A 24,819-nucleotide genomic window follows, 5' to 3' on the forward strand; every position below is an offset into this window, starting at 1 on the left:
TCGCTGAGCCATGTCAAAACAAAGCCAGACGACCCGCAAGACAGTCAAGGACATCACCGCCGCAAAGGGGGGCACGCCCCTCGTGATGTTGACGGCCTATGACGCGCCGACCGCCGCGATTCTCGATGAGCATGCCGATCTCCTGCTGGTGGGCGACAGCCTCGGCATGGTGGTGCATGGACTGCCCTCCACGGTGGGCGTGACCATGGAGATGATGATCCTGCACGGGCAGGCCGTGATGCGCGGCTCGCAGCAGGCGATGGTGGTCGTCGATATGCCGTTCGGCTCCTACGAGACCAATGCCGACCAGGCTTTCCTGAACGCCGTGCGCATCATGAAGGAAACCGGCTGCCAGGCGATCAAGATCGAGAGTGGGGCGTATGCAGCCGGCCAGATTGCGCATCTGGTGGAACGCGGCATTCCGGTGATGGGCCATATCGGCCTGCGCCCGCAGGCGATCAATGTGGATGGCGGCTTCCGCGCCAAGGGCCGCACCGACGCCGAGCGCGAACGTGTGGTGGCTGAGGCGCGCGCGGCAGCCGATGCCGGGGCGTTTGCCATCGTGATCGAGGGCGTGGCTGAAGACCTGGCGGCGGAAATCACCGCTGAGGTAGCCTGCCCGACGATCGGGATTGGCGCGTCGGCGGCCTGTGACGGGCAGGTGCTGGTGACGCAGGACATGCTGGGCCTGTTCGACTGGACCCCGAAATTCGTTCGCCGCTATGCCGACCTGCGCACTGCGGTCGACACGGCGGCTGCAGAATATGCGGCAGATGTGCGGGCCCGGCGTTTTCCGGGCTCGGCAGAGACCTACAGCCTGCGAAAACAAGGGGCTTAACAGCGCTGATCCGTTGCAGCGTTCGCATGGGCCGTCTAGGTTCGCGCCCAAATCCAGAAACCATGCCGCCGGAGCCCGAGCGTGAGCGACATTTTCACTGAAGTTGACGAAGGCCTGCGCCAGGAAAAGCTGGGAAGCCTTTGGAAGAAGTGGCGGCCTTTCGTGTATGGCGGCGTTGCAGCGCTGATCATCGGCGTGGCGGTCAACGAGTTCGTGCTGAAGCCGCAGGCCGAGGCGAATCGCCAGGCGCGTGCGCTGGCGCTGGAAACCGGCATCCGGGCGCTGGACGAGGCCAATTATGCCGAGGCCGAAGCCGCCTTCACCAAGATCATGGAAGATGATGACCGGCTGGCCCCGCTGGCAGCGCACCTGCTGGCGCAGGTGAAGTATGAAGGCAGCGGCGATGGCGACGCGGCAGCGGAAATCCTCGCTTCTGTGGGCGGCACGGAAGGTGGCCCGTATGAGCGTCTGGCGCTGCTGAAATCGGCCTATTACAAGGCCGACGCGCTGACCCTGACCGAGCTGGAAGCAACGCTGGGCAGCCTGGCAGACGATGAAAGCATGCTGGGCGCCCTGTCGCGCGAGCTGCTGGCGGCAAAAGCCTATCAGGAGGGCGATTTCGCCCGTGCCCGCACCGAATACAACCGCCTGAAGTTTGACGCTTTTGCGCCGCAGGGCATGGCCCGCCGGGCCGACATCGCCCTTGCTGTGATCCCGCAGGCCCCCGACACTGGCGCAGACGCCCCCGCTGAAACAACCGAGGCTCAGCCCGCCGAAGCGGCGCCGGCTGAACCGCAGGAGACCCGCCCATGAAGTTTTCCCGCACCCTTCTCGTTTCCACAACGCTGGCGGCGGCGCTTGCCCTGTCGAGCTGCAACAGCCTGCCGCGCTTTGGTGGCGGTCAGACTCAGGCCGAGAAAACGGCTGAAGAGAAGGCTGGCCGCCTGGCGATGGTGCTGGACGAGGAGAAAGTGGCGCCGGAGCCCGGCCTGGCCGGCGTGGCAATCGAGCTGCCGCCTGCTGTCGCGGTTGAAAGCTGGACGCAGGCCGGCGGTAACTCCGCCAAGGCGGCCGGCCATGTGCAGGCTGCGCCCGCTTTCGCCATCGACTGGCGCCGGTCTGTTGGCAAGGGCTCGACCCGCAAGGCAGCGCTGACCTCGGCCCCGGTGACCGATGGCAACCTGGTTTACCTGCTTGACGCATCGCAAACGGTACGCGCCGTACGCATTTCAGATGGCGGGTCGGTCTGGAGCGAGAAGCTCAAAGGCCTTTCGCGCCGCGACAAATCCGCAATGGGCGGCGGCGTTGCCGTTGCCGACGGCACGCTCATCGTCGCCAGCGGTTATGGCTATGTGACCGCGCTGGATGCTGCAACGGGCGCTGAAAAGTGGAAGCAGCCGCTCGGCGCGCCAATGACGGGCGCCCCGACAATTGACGGCAACCGCGTGTTCGTCACCTCAAACAACAACGAGATTTTCGCCCTCAGCCTGGCCACTGGCCAGGTGGAATGGAGCGATCAGGCGATTGCGGAAACGGCCCGCGTTCTGGGCAGCCTCAGCGCGGCAGCGGTCGAGGAATTCGTGATCGCGCCGTTCTCCTCGGGCGAAGTCATCGCCTACCTCTCCTCGAATGGCCGCCGCCTGTGGACGGATGCCATCCAGCAGGCCGGGGGCTTCACCCCGATTTCCGAGATCAACGACATCGGCTCCTATCCGGTCCTGGGCGGCGGCATGGTGTTCGCGTCCAACCAGTCGGGCGCAACCATCGCCATCGATGGCCGCACCGGCAACCGGATCTGGGGCAAAGCCATCGGTTCGCCCCGCGCGCCTGCGCTGGCCGGGCGTTACCTGTTCGTCGTGGGCATTAATGGTGAACTCGCCTGTCTGGACGCCCAGAACGGCGATGCCTTCTGGGTTACGGACCTGCCGCAGTTCAAAAATGAGAAGAAAAAGAAGAAGCGGATCTCCTATTCTTCCCCGATTGTGGCCTCAGATCGCGTGATTGTCGCATCTTCAACAGGGGAACTGCTTGCATTCTCCACGCAGACCGGGCAGCAGACCGCTTCGCTGAAGCTTGGCGATACGGTGTACCTTGAGCCCATCGTGGCGCAGGGTAAAATTCTTGTCCTGACAGACGACGCACGCCTGATCGCCATCAGATAATCCGAGCCCGGGGGCGCAGAGACCTTCCGGCTCAATAGCCGTTTCGGAAGGGGGCGCCCCAGTGCCTTTGAGACTCGCCATCGTCGGCCGGCCAAATGTCGGCAAATCGACGCTGTTCAACCGCCTCGTCGGCAAGAAGCTGGCGCTGGTGGATGACCAGCCGGGGGTGACTCGCGACCGCAAGATGGCGGAAGGCCGCCTTGCCTCCCTGCCGCTGAACCTGATCGACACGGCTGGCTTCGAGAATGTGAACGATGACAGCCTGGAGGCGCGGATGCGCGCGCAGACAGAGGCCGCTATCGCCGAAGCCGACCTTGCATTGTTTCTGGTGGACGCGCGCGTTGGCGTGACGCCGGAAGACGAAACCTTTGCTCTCCTGCTGCGCAAGACCGGTATTCCGGTCGTGCTGGCGGCCAACAAGGCCGAAGGTCGCGTGGGCGAGGCCGGCGTGCTGGACGCTTACCGTCTCGGATTTGGGGAGCCTGTGGGCCTTTCTGCCGAGCATGGCGAAGGCTTTGCCGAGCTTTATGAAGCGATACGCGTGGCCCTCGGGCCGGACGCGTTCGAAAAAGCGCTGGAAGAGGCCGAGCCCGATTATGAGGGCGGCGCGGGCGACGATATTCTCGAAAAGCTCGCCCATATCGACATTGAAGATACAACGATGTCGGACGATGAACTCGTTGCCGCCATCGAAGCGGCAGATGTGGACCTGCCAGCCCCGACAATCCAGCCTGATCGCCCGATCAAGCTGGCCATCGTGGGCCGTCCGAATGCGGGTAAATCTACGCTGATCAACCAGCTGCTCCAATCCGACCGCCTGTTGACCGGCCCGGAAGCGGGCATCACGCGCGATTCCATTTCCATTGACTGGGAATGGGAGGGCCGCAAGATCCGCCTCGTGGACACCGCCGGCCTTCGCCGCAAGTCCAAGGTTCAGGAGCGCCTGGAACGTATGTCTACGGCGGAAACCATCCGCTCGCTGAAATATGCGGACATTGTTGCCCTCGTCATGGACGCGCATGAGGCGATGGAAAAGCAGGACCTTCAGATTGCCGACCTGGCTCTGCGCGAAGGGCGGGGCGTTGTGCTCGTCATTTCCAAATGGGACACCGTTCAGGATACGGATGGCGCCGCCCGCCACATCCGCGATATGGCCAACCGCTTGATGCCGAATGCCGGCGGGGCGCCAGTCGTGTTCCTATCCGGCCTGACGGGCCGGAACACCGAGAAGCTGATGCCGGCGGTCGTGAAGGTCTACAAGGACTGGACGGCGCGGGCGAAGACGGGCGACCTTAACCGCTGGCTGCGCCACACGGTTGAGCATCACCCGCCGCCGAGCGTGCAGGGCAAGCGCATCAAGCCGCGCTATATGGCGCAAATGAAAGCACGTCCGCCGACCTTTGTGCTGATTGCCTCGCGCGGGGAGCAGATGCCGGAAGGCTACAAGCGCTATCTCATCAATGGCATCCGCGAAGCATTCGACATGCACGGCGTGCCGATCCGCCTGTTCGTGCGCCAGGGCAAGAACCCCTATGCGGGCAAGGTGGGCCCTGGCGGCCCGCCGCGTCACAAGCGCCGCACCAACTAGCCCGGCCTGCTAGCCCGAAATGTCCGTCAGCTGACGGTCATCACGCCTTCTATTGTATGGTGCAGCTGGCCGTTGCAGAAAATCTCGATCCGGTCCGGATGACCCGCCGTTGCGCTTCGGAAACCGGCGGCGCCGGGGTGGCCTGCGCCGCCAGGCACCAGTTCAATCTGAAGTATGCGCGGCGTTTCTTCCTGCGTGATAGTCCGCAGCATCCAGAGATCCCATGTGTGCAGGCGCATGGAAACGATCAGGGAATGGTCGGCCGCTTCCGGTCCGGGCATCCGGTTTACCCAGGCATCTGCTGACGTAACATCAGGACAGGCGCGCGCGCGGGGCGGCAGCAGGGCGCAGCCTGAAAGGCCGGCCATCGCCAGAGCCGCAATGAGCAAGCGCATCAAAATTCCCCCCGAAGGCCGAACCAGACCATGCCCGCGTCATCGGCATAGGCAACATGATTGGGCGCGTGGACCCAGGCGGCGGCTGTTTCGGCGTTCCAGCCCTTGAGCAGTTGCCAGCGCAGGCGCGTTTCAAAATTCAGCTGGCGGCCGCTGGGCGTCAACGAAATATGGCGCTCACTGAATATCAGGCCGGTCGTGTCGGCGCCGGTCACGGTTTCATAGCTGAGCGTGCCAGCCTCGGCGCGCCGGGGCTGGGCGAGGACAAAGCTCAGCGTTGCCGGGCCAAGATCGCGCGCGGCGCCGAGCGACCAGCGGCTGGTCTGCACGCCGCTGGCGCGGATGCCATCCAACTCGACAAAACCCCATTCAAGGCCGCCGGAGACAAGCCAACCCCGGCCCATCTCACGCGCGCCCTCCGTGGTCCAGGCAGTCAGGCGCCCCTGATTGTCCGCCCCCAGACGGGACTGGACAGCGCCGCCAAGCGCAGACTGCGCGTCCTCGACGCTTTCAAGGCTGGTGCGCAGAGACCAGCCATAGCCGGACCGACCAAACCCGGCACCATAGCGGCTGCGCGTATCATCGGAGGCGGTGAAGGCGTGAATGTCCATCGGGCCGAAGGATTGAGTGATGCTGGCCCAACTGCCATCGGTGGCGAAGCTGTCCGGGGCGCCCGGCTCCATCACAAGGCTTGCGGTGGGGGCGATGCGCGGCAGGCTGCCGCCGCGGCCCGCGGAAACTTCGCCGCCCTCGAAGCGGAAGGTGGCGGCGAACTGGGATTGTGGCTCTGCCTGATAGGGCGCGGCGCGGTCTTCAAACAGTTTCGGTGTGTGCCAGGAAAGCTCGATGTCGCCGGCGCGGATCGCGCGGGACTCACCGGCCAATGACGCGGCGCGGACATTGAAGTCCGAGAGCGGAGCATCTGCCGAGCGCGAGAGGGCGGCTGCGTTGAGGCTGAAGGTGCGGTCATACTTGTCGATGAGGGCCATGCCTTCAAACAGGCGGCCATGGTCGGCCCAGTCGCCAAAGGCACCGCCGGGGGCGCCCGCCAGCAAGTTGATGGAAACGCGTTCGCCATCAAAAAAAGCCGTCTGGGCGCCCTGCGGCGCAAAGGCGCGCGCGAGATTCATCAGCCCGACGCCGGAGACATCATCCGCGCCGACACCCGCCGCGATACCGAGGATCGGATCGGGATTGAGGTCGATATAATCGTCTGCCGTATCGAGCAGGATGCTGAGCGCGTCCTGCGGGCGAGCCTGCAGGTTCGGGAAAGTTTGCAGCAGCAGCGCGAGCGCGCCGGAGACATAGGGCGCAGCGAAGGATGTGCCGCTGATGCGGTAATAGTCGCCAATGGTGTCGGCGTCGTTTGTCGGGTCACCAGGGACGGCGATGTCATCGTCCGGGCCGGTAGAGACGACGCCCTGGCCGGGCGCGAGGATATAGGCGTCGCGGGCGGCAGAGCCGGCGCGGTTGGAGAAGCTGGCGATGGTGCCCACCGGCTCGGACGAGCCGGAAGAGGCGACAACGGCGCCGACCGCCACGACGCGGCCCTGCGCGCTAGCGTATCCGGCGGCGCGGGCAGGGCTGTTGACCGTGGTGCCCTTGGCGGCGACGGGGCTGCCGTTTCCATCCGTGGTCGGCGGTTCGGCGTCATTGCCGGCGGAGACGACCACCAGCACGCCGCGCTGGGCCGCGCTGATGATGGCGTTCTCGATGGTCTGGTCTGCGCCCGGCTCACTCCCCAGAGAGAGGTTGATAACCTTGGCGCCATTGTCGACGGCATAGCTGATGGCTTCGGCAACGTCCGTCACCGGATAGCGGCATCCATCCAGCTCGGCGCAACTGCCTTGCCGGTCGGCGCGAATGTCGAGGATGGTGGCCTCGAAGGCGGTGCCCATGATGCCCGCGCTGTCGCGCTTGGCGGCGATAACGCCGGCAACCAGTGTGCCGTGGCCTTCGATGTCGATGTCTGTGGGCGAACGGCCGTCGGCGTTCACATCATAGGTTGGTCCGGTGAACTGGCCGCTGAGATCGGGGTGGGTGTGGTCAGCGCCGGTGTCGATGACCGCGACGATGATGCCCGCGCCAGTTGCGCCGGCAGAATAGGCGGTAGAAGCGTTGATGAGACCGAGGCCCTGCGTTGTGTTGTATTCGCTGGTCTCAAAGGACGACGGGGGCGGCCCCGGCGGAGGGGGCGGTGGAGGAGGCGGCGGTGGAGGGGGCGGGGGTGGCAGGGGCTGGGTGCCTGAACTGCCGCCGCCGCCACTCCCGCCACTGGCGCAGGCGCTAAGCCATAATGGTGCCGACGTGACGAGCACAGCGGCAGCGATCCGGACTGCGAGGCGGGTTGGCTGGTTTGGACTGGCCATGATGTCTCACCCCAAGTGATACTTGTGTATGACGTTGGGGTGAGATTGTCGTGTGCCGGGCGGGCTGGCAAGCCGTCTGATCAGATGCCGCTGCCGGGGCCTTCCCACACGCTGAGGAATCCGCGCTCATCAAGATAAGCGAAGATTTCCTCGGCGGCCTCTTCAGCTGACTTGTCTGCCGTACTGATGCGGATTTCCGGAGCAAGGGGCGGTTCATACGGGCTGTCGATGCCGGTGAAGTTGCGGATCTCACCGGCGCGGGCCTTCTTGTAGAGACCTTTCACATCGCGCTGCTCCGCAATTGCCAGCGGCGTATCGACATGGATTTCGATGAACTCGCCTTCGGGCATCAGCGCGCGCGCCATCTGGCGTTCGGCCCGGAAGGGCGAGATGAACGAGACCAGCGTGATAAGACCGGCATCCGTCATCAGGCGCGCCACATTGGCGACCCGGCGGATGTTCTCCACCCGGTCGGCATCGGTGAAGCCGAGATCGCGGTTGAGGCCGTGGCGCACATTGTCCCCGTCGAGGATGAAGGTATGCCGTCCGTAGGCGAACAGGCGCTTCTGCAGGGCATTGGCGATGGTCGATTTGCCCGAGCCTGAAAGGCCGGTGAACCAGAGCACCGCAGGGCGCTGGCCCTTCTGTTCGGCGAGGGCATCGCGGCTGATGTCGAGCGCCTGCCAGTGAATGTTGGAAGCGCGGCGCAAGGCGAAGTCCACCAGGCCGAGGGCAACCGTGTCGTTCGTCTGGCGGTCGATGAGGATGAAGCCACCGGTTTCGCGGTTATCCTTGTAGGGATCAAATGGGATGGGCTGGTCGAGCGACAGGGTGGTGACGACAATCTGGTTCAGCTCCGCCGTGCGAGCGGAGGTTTCGGCCAGCGTATTCACGTCGACGCCGTGCTTGGGCGCGTTGACGGTGGCTGTGACGGTCTTGGTGCCGGCCTTGAGAATGTAGCGGCGGCCCGGAAGCAGCGGCTGCTCGCTCATCCAGAGAAGGTGAACCTGGAACTGGTCGGACACTTCGGCAGGCTGGGCCGAAGACACGATCATGTCGCCGCGCGAGGTGTCGATCTCGTCTGCGAAGGTCAGCGTGACCGACTGGCCGGCCACGGCTTCGTCGAGATCGCCATCTACCGTGACGATACGCGTGATGGTAGTTTCCCGGCCCGAAGGCAGCGAGCGAACCTTGTCGCCCGGCTTGACACTGCCGCTGGCAATCTGGCCGGCAAAGCCCCGGAAATCGAGGTTTGGACGGCTGACCCACTGAACCGGCAGGCGGAAGGGGCGGCCAGTGCGCTCGTCTTCAATCTCGACGGTTTCAAGATATTCAATAAGGCTCGGCCCGTTATACCAGGGCGTTTCGGGCGAGCGCTCGGTCATGTTGGTGCCTGCCAGCGCCGAAAGCGGAATAGGCTGGATGCTGACTTTTCCCGGCAGTCCTTCGGCGAAGGCGAGAAAGTCTGCGACGATGCTGTCGAACACGTCCTGCTTGTAGCCTACAAGGTCCATCTTGTTTACGGCCAGCACCAGATGGCGAATGCCCAGAAGGCTGGCAATAAAGCTGTGGCGGCGCGTCTGGGTGAGGACGCCCTTGCGGGCATCGATCATCAGGATGGCGGCGTCTGCCGTGGAAGCGCCGGTGGCCATGTTGCGCGTATACTGTTCATGTCCGGGTGTGTCTGCCACGATGAACTTGCGCTTCTGGGTGGCGAAGAAACGGTAGGCAACGTCAATCGTTATGCCTTGTTCGCGCTCTGCCGCCAGACCATCGACCAGCAAAGCGAAGTCAATGGAATCTCCCTGCGTGCCAACCCGCTTGGAATCCGATTCCAGCGTCGCCAGCTGATCTTCGAAGATCATCTTGGAATCATAAAGCAGGCGGCCGATCAGGGTCGACTTGCCGTCATCCACCGAGCCGCAGGTGATAAAGCGCAGCAGAGACTTGTTCTCATGCGCTTCCAGATAGGCGCCGATGTCGGCCGCAATCAGATCGTCATTGAGGCGCATCAGAAATAGCCTTCCTGTTTTTTCTTCTCCATCGAGGCGGCCTGGTCCTTGTCGATGGCGCGGCCCTGGCGCTCAGAGGTGGAGGTGAGAAGGATTTCCTGGATCACATCGTCCAGCGTGGCGGCGGTGCTTTCGACCGCGCCGGTAAGCGGATAGCAGCCCAGCGTCCGGAAGCGGACGGATTTGACTTCAGCTTTGGCGGAGATGTCTGCGGGCACGCGGTCGTCATCGACCATGATGAGTGTGTCATTCCAAGTTACAACTGGGCGCGGCGCGGAGAGATACAGTGGGACCAGCTCAATCTTCTCGCGGCGGATGTATTGCCAGATATCCAACTCAGTCCAGTTCGACAGGGGGAAGGCGCGGATGCTTTCGCCCTTGTGCATGCGGGTATTGTAGAGGTTCCAGATCTCCGGGCGCTGACGTTTCGGGTCCCAGCGATGGCCGGCAGAGCGGAAGGAGATGATACGTTCCTTGGCGCGGGATTTCTCCTCGTCGCGCCGGGCACCGCCAAAGGCGGCATCGAAGCCGTATTTGTCGAGCGCCTGTTTCAGCGCGGCAGTCTTCATTACATCCGTATGGTAGGCTGAGCCATGGGTGAACGGGCCAACGCCCTCCGTCACCCCGTCCTCATTCATGTGGACGAGCAGCTCAAGGCCCAGCTCTTTTACTTTCCGGTCACGAAACTCGATCATCTCGCGGAATTTCCAGCCGGTATCGACATGCAGCAGCGGGAAGGGCGGCTTGGCCGGATAGAAGGCCTTCATCGCCAGATGCAGCATCACGGCGGAGTCCTTGCCGATGGAGTAAAGCATCACCGGCTTTTCACATTCGGAGGCGACTTCCCGGATGATGTGGAGGCTTTCGGCTTCCAGCCGGTCCAGATGGGTCAGATTAGGCAAGGTTTTTTTTCCATCGATTAGGTTCGGGCGATCCGTAGCGGGCCTTACAAGCAGAGGAAAGGCTCCGTATCTGCTTCACACTGACCCTTCAGGAAAGCTAAACGAAACTCGCCGTTAGGCCAGCCCCGAATCCGCCCAAATCAGTGTCACAAATGCACATAAATCGTCATTGTGCAGCCAGACTCCCGAGGTTTAAGGAGACGATCAGCCAATCGGCTGGGGGCAGCCGGAGCGGAGTGCGAAGTTTATGTGTGGTATCGTTGCAATTGCTGGCAAGGCCGAAGTGGCTGGCCGTCTGGTCGATGGCCTTAAACGCCTTGAGTATCGCGGCTATGATAGCGCCGGCGTTGCCGTGGCCGCTGCGGGCGGCATTGAGCGGCGCCGGGCAAAGGGCAAGATCGTTAACCTTCAGGCGCGCCTGGATGACAGCCCGCTCCAGGGCCTGACCGGCATTGCCCACACCCGCTGGGCGACCCATGGCGCGCCCAATGAGGTTAACGCCCACCCGCACATGTCCGGTTCCGTCGCCATCGTGCACAATGGCATCATCGAGAACTACCGCGAACTGCGGGAAGATCTCGAAAGCCGGGGCCGCACATTTGAGTCCGAAACCGACAGCGAAGTAATCGCCCAGCTGATAGATGCCTACATGGCCGAGGGCAAAGACCCCGTCGCGGCGTTTGAGGAAGCGCTGAAGCATTTCCATGGCGCCTTCGCCATCGCGGCTATCTTTTCCAATGATCCGGAACTGGTCATCGGTGCGCGCAAAGGGTCGCCGCTGGTGCTCGGCTATGGCGAGGACGAGATGTATCTCGGCTCAGACGCCATCGCTCTGGCGCCGCTGACGCGCGATGTCACCTATCTGGAAGAGGGTGACTGGGTGGTGATGCGCCGCAACTCCTTCGACATCCGCAATGTGCGCGGCGAGCGGGTGAACCGCGCGCGGGTCACCTCGGCTGTCAATGACGCGCTGATCGAGCGCGGCGAGTATGACCACTTCATGCTCAAGGAAATCCACGAGCAGTCGGAATCGCTTGCCCGCTCCATCATGCCTTACATCAATCAGGCAACGATGTCGGTGAACGTGCCTGAAGCCGCCGAGAAGCTGTTTGCAGAAGCTGACCGGGCCGTCGCGATTGCCTGTGGCACGGCTTACTACGCCGCCTTCACCGCGAAATACTGGTTCGAGCAGATCGCGCGCCTGGCCTTTGAGCCCGACATCGCGTCCGAGTTCCGCTATCGCCGTCCAGTGCTGCCCAAGCAGGGCCTCTCCCTGTTTGTCAGCCAGTCGGGTGAAACGGCCGACACGTTGGCCGCGCTGCGCTATTGCCGCGAAAACCGTACGCCGGCGATTGCCGTTGTGAACGTGCCGGAAAGCTCCATTGCGCGGGAAGCGGCGTCTATCGTGCCCACCCATGCCGGGCCGGAAATCGGCGTCGCTTCGACCAAGGCCTTTACCGCGCAGCTTTCCGTGCTGGCCATGCTGGCGCTGTCGGCGGCCAAGGCGCGGGGGCATCTGCTGCCGGGTGACGAGCTGAAATATGTCCGTAGCCTGCTGGCCTTGCCACGCAAGGTGACCGAGGCGCTGGAAAGCGCGGCGCATGTCAGGGAGATCGCCGAGCAGATCTCGGACAAACGGGACATCCTGTTCCTTGGCCGGGGGCGCTATTATCCGATGGCGCTGGAAGGCGCGCTGAAGCTGAAGGAAGTGTCCTACATCCATGCGGAAGGCTATGCTGCGGGCGAGCTGAAGCATGGCCCCATTGCGCTGATCGAAAAGGGCCTGCCGATCGTTGTGGTCGCGCCGAAGGATGAGCTGTTCGAGAAGACGATTTCGAACGTCGAGGAAGTCCGCGCCCGCGGCGCCCAGATCATCCTGATTTCGGACGAGGCCGGCATCCAGGCGGCTGGCAAGCGCGCTGATTACACGATCCAGCTGCCGGAAGGCGATGACATCTCTCTGCCGATCCTTTCGGCGGTGCCGCTGCAACTGCTGGCGTATTACGTTGCCGTCACGCGCGGCACCGATGTGGACCAGCCGCGCAATCTCGCCAAATCCGTGACGGTTGAGTAATCCGGCCAGCATTGAAGCCTGCCATCGCTATGATATAGGCCGGGGATGATCCTGAGCATTGTTCCCGGCCCAGGCAGGCCAGAAAGTTTGGCCGCGTGACGCCAGCGACAGGACAGATTCTCGTTATTGGCCGCCAGGGCCAGCTTGCCCAAGCGCTGCTTGCCACCGGGCGCGATGACCTCGTTTGCGTTGGTCGGCCGGAAGCAGATCTTGCAAATCCGGATGCCTTGGCCGCGCTGATCAGCCGTTACCAACCGCGCCTTGTGCTCAATGCTGGCGGCTTCACCAAGGTAGACCTTGCAGAGAGCCAGGAAGCAGAGGCATTCGCGTTGAATGAGGCTGGTCCGGCAGCGCTTGCCCGGTTATGCCAGGCGGCGGCGATCCCCCTGATCCACATCTCGACCGATTGCGTGTTCGACGGGCAGAAAGCCGCTCCGTATGATGCTGGGGACATGGCGCGCCCATTGAGCGTATACGGCCGGTCGAAGCTGGCCGGAGAACAGGCAGTCGCGCAGCTGTGCACGGCGCATCTGGTTGTGCGTGTATCCTGGGTTTTCTCCGAGTATGCAGACAATTTCGTGCGCACGATGCTGAAACTCGCGGCGGGCCGGGACGAGATCACGGTGGTGAACGACCAGATTGGCTACCCGACTTATTGTCCCGACCTGGCGGCGGGCTTGCTGCTGATGGCAGATCAGGTGTTGCAACCGGGATTTGATCAATGGGGCGTCTATCATCTGGCGGGCCGGCAGGAGATCGACCGGGCGGCGATGGCGGAGGCGATCTTTGCCGAGAGCCGCGTCCAGGGCGGGCCTTCGGCGTGGGTTAAAGGCGTGGCAACGTCAGACTACCCCACGCCAGCAGCGCGCCCGATGAATGCCCGGCTGGACTCGCGCAAGGTGGCGGAGGTCTTTGGTGTATCATTGAATGACTGGAATATTGGCCTGAAGCGCGCGGTTGGCGTGCTGCTCGGGGATGAGAAATGAAGGATAGCGGTTTGTAGTCCCGCCAGCCCTGACGCTTGGTTTAACGCTGTCAGGGAGGGGGCTGTTAACGCTCTTGAGTGCATGAATGGAGCGGAATGCTGGCCAGGGGCCAGACCGGGTTCAAGTGGGGTTTTGAACGATGCTGGGAAGAGTTCTGGTTGCGGGTGGGGCAGGTTATGTCGGCAGCCATTGTTGCCGGGCATTTGCTGAGGCTGGCTGGGAGGTCACCGTATTCGACAATCTGGCGACCGGCTGGCGTGATCTCGTCCAGTGGGGCGATCTGATTGAGGGCGATCTCAATAATCCAGCAGATATCGAGGCTGCGTTTCAGAAAGTGAAGCCCGATGCGGTGGCTCATTTTGCCGGATCAACACTGGTGGGCGAATCCGTTCATGAGCCGGAGAAATACTACCGCAACAACACCTTCACGACGCTGAACCTGATTGAGGTGATGCGCCGGCATGAGGTGCGCAACATAATCTTCTCCTCCACCTGCGCCATCTTCGGTAAGGCGCAGACGGAGTATCTGGCAGAAGACCACCCATTCAGCCCGATCAATCCCTACGGGATGTCAAAGCTGATGGTCGAATACATGCTGGCCGATGCAGACCGGGCGCATGGTATCCGGTCGGCCTGCCTGCGCTATTTCAATGCCGCTGGCGCCGACCGCGATGCGCGGACAGGCGAGCGGCACGTTCCGGAAACTCATCTTATTCCGCTCGCGCTCAAGGGCGCCTACGATCCGGACTTTTCCTTCACCATCCACGGCACCGATTTCGATACGCCGGATGGCACGGCCATTCGCGACTATATCCATGTGGAGGATCTGGCTGAGGCGCACCTGCTGGCGCTAAATGCGCTGCGCGATGGCGCGCCGAGCAATGCGTTCAATCTCGGCACCGGGCTGGGCACCAGCGTTGCGGAAATCGTTGCCGCCGTGGAAGCGGCAACCGGCCGCGTGCTGCCCCGCAAAACCGGGCCGCGCCGTCCCGGTGACCCGCCCCGCCTCGTTGCCGCGCCAGACCATGCCGCACGCACGCTCGGCTGGAAGGCGACCCGGTCAGACGTAGACACGATCATTCGTTCCGCGCTTGCCTGGCACCAGAAAGACTGGCAGCGCGAGTAGGGGTGCGCCAACGGGCTATTTGTTCCCAATCCGTATGCGTGCTTATAGCAGCTGAATTGCCGTCGGGAGAAAAGCGTGACCGCAATGGATCTGGCAGAAATCGAGGCCCGTATCATCGCCCAAATTGGCGAGAAAGGGCCACAACTCGGCAAGGAGCTTTCCTTCGCCATGCCGGATGTGCCGGTGCTGGCGCTATGGCAGGCCTGTTTCCGGTCCAAGGCTTTCCTCGTTTCCCACTTCGCCAGCTATTACCTGCGCTATGACATTACGCGCGACGATCAGGTGCGGCTCAGCCCCTCTATCCTGCGCGATTTCCTCTCCTTCACGCTGTTCGGCCTTGCCGGGCAGCAGGACCTGATGATCGAGCGCCAGGGCTCGCTCTCCAATACGCACCGCGAAATCAGCCGCGAGAAGATTGCGCTGGCGCAATCGGCCATGAAGGCGGTGCTGTTGAAACTTGGCCGGGATATTCGCGGCCAGATCTGCGCCTTCATCGCAGGCGACCTTGCCTATTACCTTGCCCACAATGAGCCGCGCGAACACGCCGCCTCAGGTGAAATGGTCAGAGGCTCCGATGTCGATATCATCATCATCCTGGGTGACAGCCTGCCTCAGGAGCTGAAAGACACGATCGACGCGGAAATGATCCGCATGAAATCGGTCTACCTGCGCCATCCCGATTACCGGCAGGAGATAGACTTCATCTGCAAGTATCAGTCGGTCATGGAACGCCAGTTTGGCTATGCTGACATTCACGACAAGATCGCCAGCAAGATTGCGTATGAGTCCATGTTCCTCGGCGGCTCGCTGACACTTTACATGGAAGTGCGCGAGGCGATGACCCGCCTGGGCGTCGACAAGTTGATCGAGGCCGACTTTGATCACGCGCTGAAAGACCGCAAGAATGCGATGCGCAAGCTGCTGAACGCCGAACCCAGCGGCGTGATCGACGACGAAATGCGCTCCCTGTTCTACTTCTCGCAGGAACGCGTCGAGTTTTCCTGACACAGGCTGAAACCAAGTGTGACTGGAAACCTGGCGCGGCGCGCGCCAAACAGCCGTCAAACTCCCATCCAGGACAGTAGAGACATGCAGTTCATTGACCTTCAGGCCCAGCGCCGCCGCATCGAAACCGAGATAAACTCAGCCGTTCAGCGCGTCATCGAGAGCGGGCGCTATGTGCTTGGTCCCGAAGTCGGCGAGCTGGAAAAGCAGCTGGCGGCCTGGTGCGGCGCGAAACATTCGGTGTCCTGCGCCAACGGCACCGATGCCCTCTCCTTGCCGCTGATGGCCTGGGAAGTCGGCCCCGGCGACGCGGTGTTCTGTCCGAGCTTCACCTTCGTGGCCACCGCGCAGGTCGTTCCCGCGCTTGGCGCGACGCCCGTCTTCGTGGACATCCACGCCGACACCTACAACATGGACCCGGCAAGCCTTGAGGCCGCGATCGCCCGCGTGAAGGCCGAAGGCAAGCTGACGCCGCGCGTTGTCATCGCGGTCGATCTCTTCGGCCAGCCGGCGGACTATCCCGCTATCAAGGCGATCTGCGACCGGGAAGGGCTGAAGCTCATCGCCGACAATGCGCAGGGCTATGGCTGCACGCTGAACGGCAAATACTCGTCCGACTGGGCCGACATCTCGACCACCAGCTTCTTTCCCGCCAAGCCGCTCGGCTGTTATGGCGATGGCGGCGCGATGGTCACCAATGACAGCCGTCTGGCAGAGCTCGTCGAATCCCTGCGCGTCTATGGCAAGGTGACGCCGACGGACGCGGCCCAGCGCAACTTCCATCACGATCCGAAATACCTTTCGCTACGCATCGGCATGAACTCGCGTCTCGACACGATCCAGGCGGCCATCCTGCTCGAAAAGCTCAAACTCTTCGCCGAGGAGATCGAGCTGCGTGAGAAGGTTGCCCGCCGCTATTCCGAAGCGCTGGGCGGCAAGGTGCTCCGTGTGCCGCATGTCATCGAGGGTGGCCAGTCCGTCTGGGCGCAATATGTGATCGAGCACAAGAACCGCGATGGCCTGCAGGCCCACCTCACCGCCAGCGGCATTCCCAGCATGGTTTACTATCCCGTGCCGATCCACCAGCAGGACTTCGCCGCCCGCTTCGCGCCGCCCGCCGGATCGCTGCCGGTCACCGAGACGGCAAGCTGCCATGTGCTCGCCTTGCCGATGCACCCCTATCTGTCGACGGAAGATCAGGACCGCGTCATCGCTGCCGTGCTGGGCTTCAACGGCTAGTCCCGCCAGCGCCAAATATCAAAAGGCCGCCTCCCGGAATGGAAGGCGGCCTTTTCTTTTGAGGGCAGGGGTGGCCCGCATTTATTCTGCGGCCACGGTTTCCTGCGCGGCGAGCCAGCCATTGAAGTCGTCCAGCGCGCGGATGGCCTGCGCCATCTTCTTGGCGCGGCCCTTGTCCTTGCCGCGCAGGCGTTTTCCATTTTCGTCCGTCTTCGAATAATCGCTGATATCGGGGAAAAGACCGAAGTTTACGTTCATCGGCTGGAAGGTCTGCCCTTCGGCAAGATGCCCACCGGTGATGTGGTTGACCAGCGCGCCGATGGCCGTGGTCGGTGGCGGCGGCTCAAGGCGCTTGCCCAGCCGTTCGGCGGCGGCAAGGCGCCCGGCCAGCAGGCCCATCGCGGCGCTCTCCACATAGCCTTCAACTCCCGTCACCTGGCCGGCAAAGCGCAGGCGCGGCATGGATTTCATGCGCAGCTGATTGTCGAGCAGTTTGGGCGAGTTGAGGAAGGTGTTGCGGTGAATGCCGCCAAGGCGTGCAAACTCGGCTTTCTCAAGGCCGGGGATCATTCGGAAAATGTCCGTCTGCGCTGCATATTTCAGCTTCGTCTGGAAGCCGACCATATTCCACAGCGTGCCCAGCGCATTGTCCTGGCGCAGCTGCACGATGGCGTGCGCCTTGACGGTGGGGTTATGCGGATTGGTGAGGCCGACCGGCTTCATGGGCCCGAAGCGCAGCGTCTCGCGCCCGCGCTCGGCCATCACTTCGATGGGCAGGCAGCCTTCAAAATACGGCGTGTTCTTTTCCCACTCGCGGAACTCGGTTTTCGGCGCGGCCAGCAAGGCATCCAGGAAAGCGTTATACTGCTCTTCCGTCATCGGACAGTTGATATAGGCTGCCGTATCGCCTGCCGGGCCGGCCTTGTCATAGCGGCTCTGGCGCCAGGCCTTGTCCATGTCGATGGAGTCAAAATAGACGATTGGCGCAATGGCGTCGAAGAAGGCAAGGTCGGTCTCGCCGGTATGGGCGCGGATGGCGTCTGCCAGCGCCAGCGAGGTGAGCGGGCCAGTGGCCACGATCACGCTGTCCCAATCTTCAGGCGGAAGCCCCGCGATCTCCTCGCGCTGGATCGTCACGAGGGGGTGGGCCTCCAGCTTCGCAGTTACGGCCTCGGAGAAGCCTTCCCGGTCCACCGCCAGCGCGCTGCCGGCGGGCACCTGATGGTCCTTTGCGGTGTTGATGATGATGCCGCCCGCCCGGCGCATTTCCTCATGGATCACCCCGACGGCGTTCGTCGTGTGGTCGTCCGAGCGGAAGGAGTTGGAGCAGACGAGCTCAGCCAGCTTGTCCGTCTGGTGGGCGTCAGTGCCGCGTGTCCCACGCATTTCATGCAGGATGACGGGCACGCCGGCAGAGGCGATCTGCCAGGTGGCTTCGGAGCCGGCCATGCCGCCGCCGATAACGTGGATGGGTTTCAGGGTCATGGACGGGGACATGAGCCCGCTGCCCCGGCGCGTCAAGATAGCGTTTGCCGGGCAGAGGCGCAGGCATTAGGTGTGCGCGGAAGATGAGACGAGACGACATGACAAGGCGCCTTGCCGTTATCCCCCTGATTTCCGCTGCCTGGGCGGGCGCTGGCCGCGCTTTGAAACCGGCCGCGCCCTGGCTGGCGCTGTTCGCACTGGCGGCCGGGCTTTACAGCTTCAGCCTGCGTTCGGAAACTGGCTTCTGGTTGCCGCTGGGCGCTGCCATTCTGGCCTTCCTGGCGGGCAATGAACTTTCCCGGCGCACCTATGCGGCGCTGATCCCCGGCGCCCCGGCGAAATTCCTGCCGCTCGCCCATGCTAATCTGGCCATCTATCTGGCCTTCCTGTTCATCGGCTTCTTTATCGGCTTCTTCCTGCTGATGCTGCCGGGCATCCTGATTGAGGAAGCGGGTCAATACCAGCTCAGCGACGAGTCTGATCCGGCCCTCGTGCGAGAAGCGTTCATGGCCATGCTGGGCACGCCCTATGGCGCGGCGTTCATGCTGTGCTGCTTTGCCGGGGCAGGCGTCCTCGGCTGGATCGCGCTGCGCCTCACGCTTTATGGCGCGGCCACGGTGGCTACAGGCGAGGCGCATGTCTTCCGCACATGGGGGCTCACCAAGGCGCGCCTCAAAACGCTCGCGCCCGCGGCGCTTGTCACGCATATCCTGCCTTTTGCCGCTGGTGTTGGCCTCAATCTCGCGCTGAACAACGCTCTGCCGGATACGGCAGGGGCGCATTTTGCTGGCGGTGCCATCGGCATCCTGTGCTTTGCGCCCTTCCTGCTGGCGGGCCACGGCATGGCCGCCGCCGCCTGGGCCGCGCTGAAACCGCAGGAAGTTGCGCCTGTGCAAGCCGCCGAGACACCCCCCGTTCCGGGCGATTGATAGCTGTTGCAATTCGCGGTTACTGTCCTCCTCGAGTCATTCCGAAGGGGGCAGTATCGGATGAAACAAGGCTTCACTTTCGAACGGGCGCTTTCCTATCCGTTCAGCGCGCCACACTTGGGCAGCTTCCCGTGGATGTTTGCGCTCAGTTATGCGCTGGCATTCCTTGCGCTGTTTGCTGTCATCGGCCTGCTCGGCTGGCGCGACTTCGCCGGCTGGATCGCCATGATGGAAACAGTGTCCGGCCAGGCCTCGGAGCCGAGCCCGGAAGAAGCGTTCAGCATGATACTCGGGGCTATGGGGCCGTTATTCCTTTGGGGTGTTGTTGGCGGGCTTGCGGGCTGGGTTCTCTGGGCGATGTTCGAAGCCGCCTCCCAGCGCCGGTATATCTGGGGCAAGGGTTTTTCCCTTGGCTTCGGCGGCGATGAGCTGCGCCTGATGGGGGTTGGCTTCCTCTGGTGGCTGATGAGTGCGGTGATCTTTGCGTTGCCGATACTCGCCATGCTCAGCATGTTCAGTGTGTTTCTCGACGGCAGCTTTACGGAGCTAAGTGAAGATGAGGTCTCTGCCCGCTTGATGGGGCCGGCCATGTTGGCGCCGCTTCTGATGTTGCTCTGCTTTCCGGTCTACGTTTTCATGGCGACACGTCTGTCGCCCTGCTTTGGGCTCACGGTGAAGGAAAAGCGTGTCCGTTTCTTCGATGCCTGGAATGTGTCGCGAGGCCGATTCTGGCCGATCCTCGGTGCTTTCGTCATCCTCTCGATTGGTGGCTGGGTGATTTCCCAGGTGGTGATGGGCATCGTTCAGGCAGTGATGATGCCGGCATTGCTGTCGATGCCAACGGGCGATGCGGTATCGGGCGCGGAAGTGACGGCCTTCTTCACGTCGCCGGGATTTCTGGTGCCGATGGGATTGCTCTATTTCCTGATGTTTATGGTTCAGGGCCTCATGCAGCATGTTGTCGGCGCCCCGGCCGCGCTCGCTGCGCGCCACGATCCGCGCAACGATCTGGACGACGTTGAGCGTGTCGATATCTTCAGCTGACGGAGCCCTTAATGCGCCCTGAATTCACCTTCGGTGGGGCGATGTCCCACTTCCAGAATACGGGCGGGCCGAAGGGCTTCCTGCTGAAATTTGCCCTCGTCTACGCCGTTATTGGCGTGGCGACGCAGGCGCTCGCGCTTTGGCTGCAATGGCCGGTGTATGAGATCTATATCCGCGCCTTCACGGAGGGGGAGGGAGATATCAGCCTTTATATGGACGAGTTGGCCGCTGTTTCTATGCGATCAAATCTGATGGGCATACTGATGCTGCCTGTCAGCGCGTTGGTATGGGCAATGTTCGAAGCAGCCAGCCAACGGCGCTATATGCGCAGCGCTCGGTTTCGCCTCACCGTGGGCGCCGATGAGGGACGCCTGTTGGTCGTCGCCCTGATCTGGGTTGCTTTTGTAATTGCCGCATACTTTGCGTTTGCAATTGGTGTGTTGATCCCTGCCGTTATTGGCGGGGTGGTGTTCGGGGCCGCCGGCGCGGTGATCTTCGGCATCGTTGCGGCCATTGCCGCGCTCGGGACGCTCCTTTGGCTGGTCGCGCGATTTTCGCCCGCTGCGGCGCTAACGGTCCGCGACCGGCACATCCGCTTCTTTGAAGCCTGGAACGTGACGCGTGGAAAAGGCTGGACGCTCTTTGGTTGCTACCTCCTGATGATCGTTATCTCGCTGGTGTCGGTGTTGATTTTCTATGGCGTCCTATTTGCTGCAGGGATTGCTGTTCTGGGCCAGCTCGATGGCACGGCGCCCGAAGAGATGACGCGTGCTCTGGTAACCCCGCAAATCATCGTACCGGCAGCGCTCGCCGGCTTCGTTGCCATCTGCTTTCAGGCTGCCCTGATGCATATTTTCGGTGGTCCTGCAGCGCTCGCTGCCAAGAGAGACCCGGCCTGGGCGGGAGAAGGCGGCGGCGTCGTCGACGCCTTCTCTTGAGCCCGCCTATTTCGCGCTGGTGCCTGCTTTGGCTTTCCGGGCTGGCTTCTTCGCCTTGTCGTCTTTGGCGTCTGCCTTAGGCTTGGCTTCTGCCTTGGGTTTCGCGGCAGCCTTTTCCCGCTTGTTGCGGGCGGCGCGCCGCTCGTCCTGACGTCGGAAAGTCTCGGCCAGGAACTTGCCGGTCCAGCTTTCCTCGACAGCGATGATGTCTTCCGGCGTGCCTTCGGCCACCAGCCGCCCGCCGCCATCGCCGCCTTCGGGGCCAAGGTCGAGCACCCAGTCAGCGGTCTTCACCACATCGAGGTTATGCTCGATCACCACCACCGTATTGCCGGCATCGACCAGCTCATGCAGCACTTCGAGCAGCTTGCGCACATCCTCGAAGTGAAGGCCGGTCGTCGGCTCGTCGAGGATATACAGTGTACGGCCCGTTGCCCGCTTGGAGAGTTCCTTGGCCAGCTTCACCCGCTGGGCCTCGCCGCCGGATAGCGTGGTCGCCTGCTGGCCCACCTTGATATAGCCAAGGCCCACCTGGTTCAGCGTGTCGAGCTTTGAGGCAATCGCCGGCACCGCCGAGAAGAACTTCGCCGCGTCCTCCACCGTCATGTCCAGCACGTCGGCAATCGACTTGCCCTTGAACAGAACTTCCAGCGTCTCGCGATTGTAGCGCTTGCCTTTGCAGGTCTCGCAGGTGACGTAGACATCGGGAAGGAAGTGCATTTCGATCTTGATGACGCCGTCGCCCTGGCACGCCTCGCAGCGCCCGCCCTTGACGTTGAAGCTGAAGCGCCCGGCGGCATAGCCGCGTGCCTTGGCTTCCGGCAGGCCGGCATACCAGTCGCGGATCGGCCCGAAGGCGCCGGTATAGGTGGCCGGGTTTGACCGCGGCGTGCGCCCGATGGGCGACTGGTCGATGTCGATCACCTTGTCGAGATGCTGCAGCCCCTCAATGCTTTCATAGGGCGAGGGGGGCGCCGACGCCCCGTTCAGCTTGCGGGCCAGCGCCTTGTAGAGCGTCTCGATGATGAGCGTGGACTTGCCCCCGCCCGAAACGCCAGTGATGGCCGTGAACGTGCCCAGCGGAATAGACGCCGTCACATCCTTCAGATTGTTGCCGCTTGCGCCTTTCAGCGTCACCCGGCGTGAGCCCTTCACCACCGGCCGGCGCTTGGGAATAGCAATCTCGCGCGTGCCGTTGAGATAATCCGCCGTCAGACTTTTCGGATTGCTCATCACTTCTTCAGGCGTGCCCGAAGCGATGATCTCGCCGCCATGCACGCCCGCGGCCGGCCCCATATCGATCACATGGTCGGCCAGCAGGATCGCGTCCTCATCATGCTCCACAACGATCACGGAGTTGCCGAGGTCACGCAGGCGTTTCAGCGTTTCGAGCAGCCGCTCATTGTCCCGCTGGTGCAGGCCGATGGAGGGTTCGTCGAGCACGTAGAGCACGCCTGTCAGGCCCGAGCCGATCTGGCTCGCCAGACGAATGCGCTGGCTCTCGCCGCCCGACAGCGTGCCCGATCCGCGCCCCAGCGTCAGGTAATCAAGCCCCACATCATTGAGGAAGATCAGCCGGTCGTTGATCTCTTTCAGGATGCGGCTGGCGATTTCGTTCTGCTGCTTGGTCAGCGTCTTGTGCACGCCGCCAAACCATTCGCCCGCCTTGCGGATCGAGAATTCTCCGGCCTCGGAAATATCGAGCCCGGCAATCTTCACCGCAAGTGCCTGCGGTTTCAGCCTTTTGCCGCCGCAGGCGGGGCAGGGCGCGGCCGACTGGAACTTCGCGATCTCCTCGCGCACCCAGGCCGAATCCGTCTCGCGATAGCGCCGGTCGAGATTGGGGATCACGCCCTCGAAGGTCTTCTTCACCTTGTAGCTGCGCATCCCGTCATCATAGATGAACTGCACTTCTTCATCCCCGGTGCCGTGCAGGATGATGTCCTGCACCTTCTCCGGCAGCTTGTTCCAGGGCTTGCTAAGGTCGAACCGGTAATGCGTCGATAGCGCCTGAAGCGTCTGTGTCTGGTAGGGGGAGGCCGATTTCGCCCAGGGCGCAATTGCGCCGTTCAGCAGGTCAAGATCCTTGTCCGGAACAACCAGTGCCGGGTCGATCTTCAGCTGCTCGCCAAGGCCGTCGCAGGACGGGCAGGCGCCAAACGGGTTGTTGAAGGAAAACAGCCGGGGCTCGATCTCCGGAATGGAAAAGCCTGAAACCGGGCAGGCGAAATTGGCGGAATATGTAATCCGTTTCGGCTCGGTTTCGCCCGGCGCAATATCGGCATACTCCGCCACAGCAATGCCCTGCGCCAGGCCGAGCGCGGTCTCGAAGCTCTCGGCAAGACGCTGCTCCATGCCGGCGCGCACGACCACCCGGTCAACCACCACATCAATGTCGTGCTTGAACTTCTTGTCGAGCTTCGGCGGGTCTTCCAGTTCATGGAATTCGCCATTCACCTTCACGCGCTGATAGCCGTTCTTCAGCAGCTCGGCGAACTCCTTGCGGAACTCGCCCTTCCGTCCACGCACAATCGGCGCCAGCAGGTAGAGCCGCGTGCCGTCTTCCAGCTCCATCGTCCGGTCGACCATCTGGCTGACCGTCTGGCTCTCGATTGGCAGGCCGGTGGCCGGCGAATAAGGCACGCCCGCGCGCGCCCACAGGAGGCGCATATAGTCATAGATTTCGGTCACCGTGCCGACCGTGGAGCGCGGGTTCCGGCTTGTCGTCTTCTGCTCGATGGAGATCGCAGGCGAGAGGCCCTCGATGCTCTCTACGTCCGGCTTCTGCATCAGTTCGAGGAACTGGCGCGCATAGGCAGACAGCGATTCCACATAGCGGCGCTGGCCCTCGGCATAGATCGTATCGAAGGCGAGCGAGGATTTGCCCGAGCCCGACAGGCCCGTCATCACGACGAGTTCGCCGCGCGGGATGTCGACATCGACGTTCTTGAGATTGTGTTCCTTGGCGCCGCGCACGCGGATGAAGGCAGATTCGGCCATGGGAGGAGGGTCGCTCAACAGGTCTGGAAGGAAGGGAGAATGATTGTGTTCTTATGTGTGGCGTGAGTCCGGCTTGACGACAAGAACAAAATGTGAACTTCATGTCCCGGCTGCTTTTAGGCAGGCGAGGGGCAGTGGAATTTCGCACCTGTCAGGCGACACAGCGCGTGTGGCAGAGTAGAACAACTCGAATCGGACTCGAAACAGAATTTCAGCGCGGAGGCCCCAATATGGCGGGTTCAGTCAACAAAGTGATCCTGGTCGGCAATCTTGGGGCAGACCCGGAAGTGCGTCAGTTCCAGAATGGCGGCCAGGTCTGCAACCTGCGCATTGCGACCTCTGAAACCTGGCGGGACAAGGCTTCCGGCGAGCGCAAGGAAAAGACGGAATGGCACACGGTCGCCATCTTCTCCGAAGGCCTCATCAAGGTCGCGCAGAGCTATCTGAAGAAGGGCTCCAAGGTTTATCTTGAGGGCAAGCTCCAGACCCGCAAATGGCAGGACAAGGATGGCAACGACCGTTACACGACCGAGATCGTGCTGCAGGGCTTCGATGCGACGCTCGTGATGCTCGATGGCCGCGGTGAAGGTGGCGGCATGGGCGGTGGTGGCGGCGGTGGCCGTGATCGCGACATGAGCTATTCCGGCGGTGGCGGGCGCCAGCAAATGAGCGGCCCGAAGGAAAGCTTCAGCCAGGACCTCGACGACGAGATCCCATTTTAGGCAAA

At 62.6% G+C, this 24,819-nt stretch carries 19 protein-coding genes; 13 read left to right on the plus strand and 6 right to left on the minus strand.

Annotated elements, in window-relative coordinates:
• Nucleotides 1-10: 10 nt before the first annotated feature.
• From panB to der, 4 genes are all read left to right on the plus strand, one after another.
• Complete coding sequence (panB, locus tag K1X12_RS07740) at nt 11-838, plus strand: 3-methyl-2-oxobutanoate hydroxymethyltransferase (protein ID WP_220987035.1); 828 nt, start codon at nt 11-13, stop codon at nt 836-838.
• 81 nt (nt 839-919) lie between these two features.
• Complete coding sequence (locus K1X12_RS07745; RefSeq protein ID WP_220987036.1) at nt 920-1,651, plus strand: hypothetical protein; 732 nt, start codon at nt 920-922, stop codon at nt 1,649-1,651.
• Nucleotides 1,648-3,000, plus strand: a complete 1,353-nt coding sequence (locus tag K1X12_RS07750; protein WP_220987037.1) for an outer membrane protein assembly factor BamB family protein — start codon at nt 1,648-1,650, stop codon at nt 2,998-3,000. Before K1X12_RS07745 ends, K1X12_RS07750 begins: the two co-directional genes overlap by 4 nt.
• 61 nt (nt 3,001-3,061) lie before the next feature.
• Entirely contained in the window at nt 3,062-4,588 is a 1,527-nt protein-coding gene (gene der, locus K1X12_RS07755; protein ID WP_220987038.1) for a ribosome biogenesis GTPase Der, read from the plus strand.
• A gap of 26 nt (nt 4,589-4,614) precedes the next feature.
• Here der and K1X12_RS07760 read toward each other — a convergent pair whose 3' ends face one another.
• The 4 genes from K1X12_RS07760 to cysD all read right to left on the minus strand — a co-directional run bounded on the left by K1X12_RS07760 (nt 4,615) and on the right by cysD (nt 10,266).
• Complete coding sequence (locus K1X12_RS07760; RefSeq protein WP_220987039.1) at nt 4,615-4,983, minus strand: hypothetical protein; 369 nt, start codon at nt 4,981-4,983, stop codon at nt 4,615-4,617.
• On the minus strand, nt 4,983-7,352 hold the full coding sequence (locus K1X12_RS07765; protein ID WP_220987040.1) for a S8 family peptidase: 2,370 nt from the start codon (nt 7,350-7,352) through the stop codon (nt 4,983-4,985). Before K1X12_RS07765 ends, K1X12_RS07760 begins: the two co-directional genes overlap by 1 nt.
• Before the next feature lie 80 nt (nt 7,353-7,432).
• A complete protein-coding gene (gene cysN / locus K1X12_RS07770) occupies nt 7,433-9,364 on the minus strand; it encodes a sulfate adenylyltransferase subunit CysN (protein ID WP_220987041.1) in 1,932 nt (643 codons plus the stop codon).
• Nucleotides 9,364-10,266 carry a sulfate adenylyltransferase subunit CysD gene (gene cysD, locus K1X12_RS07775; RefSeq protein WP_220987042.1) on the minus strand — a complete coding sequence of 301 codons (903 nt, stop codon included), beginning with the start codon at nt 10,264-10,266 and terminating at the stop codon, nt 9,364-9,366. Before cysD ends, cysN begins: the two co-directional genes overlap by 1 nt.
• 247 nt (nt 10,267-10,513) lie before the next feature.
• Here cysD and glmS point away from each other — a divergent pair, with 247 nt between their 5' ends.
• The 5 genes from glmS (at nt 10,514) to K1X12_RS07800 (ending at nt 16,696) form a co-directional block, all read left to right on the plus strand.
• Nucleotides 10,514-12,340, plus strand: coding sequence for a glutamine--fructose-6-phosphate transaminase (isomerizing) (gene glmS / locus K1X12_RS07780; RefSeq protein WP_220987043.1), 1,827 nt, complete (start codon nt 10,514-10,516; stop codon nt 12,338-12,340).
• A gap of 95 nt (nt 12,341-12,435) precedes the next feature.
• Complete coding sequence (gene rfbD, locus K1X12_RS07785; protein ID WP_220987044.1) at nt 12,436-13,326, plus strand: dTDP-4-dehydrorhamnose reductase; 891 nt, start codon at nt 12,436-12,438, stop codon at nt 13,324-13,326.
• Nucleotides 13,327-13,465: 139 nt separating this feature from the next.
• On the plus strand, nt 13,466-14,452 hold the full coding sequence (gene galE / locus K1X12_RS07790; RefSeq protein WP_220987045.1) for a UDP-glucose 4-epimerase GalE: 987 nt from the start codon (nt 13,466-13,468) through the stop codon (nt 14,450-14,452).
• 75 nt (nt 14,453-14,527) lie between these two features.
• Nucleotides 14,528-15,457, plus strand: coding sequence for a hypothetical protein (locus K1X12_RS07795; protein ID WP_220987046.1), 930 nt, complete (start codon nt 14,528-14,530; stop codon nt 15,455-15,457).
• 84 nt (nt 15,458-15,541) lie between these two features.
• Nucleotides 15,542-16,696 (plus strand): DegT/DnrJ/EryC1/StrS family aminotransferase, encoded by a 1,155-nt coding sequence (locus K1X12_RS07800; protein WP_220987047.1) that lies wholly within the window; start codon nt 15,542-15,544, stop codon nt 16,694-16,696.
• A gap of 81 nt (nt 16,697-16,777) precedes the next feature.
• On the opposite strand, the gene trmFO is transcribed toward K1X12_RS07800, so the two are convergent.
• On the minus strand, nt 16,778-18,181 hold the full coding sequence (gene trmFO / locus K1X12_RS07805) for a methylenetetrahydrofolate--tRNA-(uracil(54)-C(5))-methyltransferase (FADH(2)-oxidizing) TrmFO (RefSeq protein ID WP_220988830.1): 1,404 nt from the start codon (nt 18,179-18,181) through the stop codon (nt 16,778-16,780).
• A 98-nt stretch (nt 18,182-18,279) separates the two neighbouring features.
• On the opposite strand from trmFO, the gene K1X12_RS07810 reads away from it, so the two are divergent.
• From K1X12_RS07810 to K1X12_RS07820, 3 genes are read left to right on the plus strand one after another with little or no spacing between them, the layout of a single operon-like run.
• Nucleotides 18,280-19,110, plus strand: coding sequence for a hypothetical protein (locus tag K1X12_RS07810; protein WP_220987048.1), 831 nt, complete (start codon nt 18,280-18,282; stop codon nt 19,108-19,110).
• Nucleotides 19,111-19,170: 60 nt separating this feature from the next.
• Nucleotides 19,171-20,154, plus strand: a complete 984-nt coding sequence (locus K1X12_RS07815) for a hypothetical protein (protein WP_220987049.1) — start codon at nt 19,171-19,173, stop codon at nt 20,152-20,154.
• A gap of 11 nt (nt 20,155-20,165) precedes the next feature.
• A complete protein-coding gene (locus K1X12_RS07820) occupies nt 20,166-21,092 on the plus strand; it encodes a hypothetical protein (protein ID WP_220987050.1) in 927 nt (308 codons plus the stop codon).
• A gap of 6 nt (nt 21,093-21,098) precedes the next feature.
• Here the strand turns inward: K1X12_RS07820 and uvrA are convergent, their stop codons facing one another.
• Nucleotides 21,099-24,092, minus strand: coding sequence for an excinuclease ABC subunit UvrA (gene uvrA / locus K1X12_RS07825; protein ID WP_220987051.1), 2,994 nt, complete (start codon nt 24,090-24,092; stop codon nt 21,099-21,101).
• A 230-nt stretch (nt 24,093-24,322) separates the two neighbouring features.
• On the opposite strand from uvrA, the gene ssb reads away from it, so the two are divergent.
• A complete protein-coding gene (gene ssb, locus K1X12_RS07830) occupies nt 24,323-24,814 on the plus strand; it encodes a single-stranded DNA-binding protein (RefSeq protein WP_220987052.1) in 492 nt (163 codons plus the stop codon).
• Nucleotides 24,815-24,819: the final 5 nt, after the last annotated feature.

The organism is Hyphomonas sediminis (assembly GCF_019679475.1).
Classification (GTDB): domain Bacteria; phylum Pseudomonadota; class Alphaproteobacteria; order Caulobacterales; family Hyphomonadaceae; genus Hyphomonas; species Hyphomonas sediminis.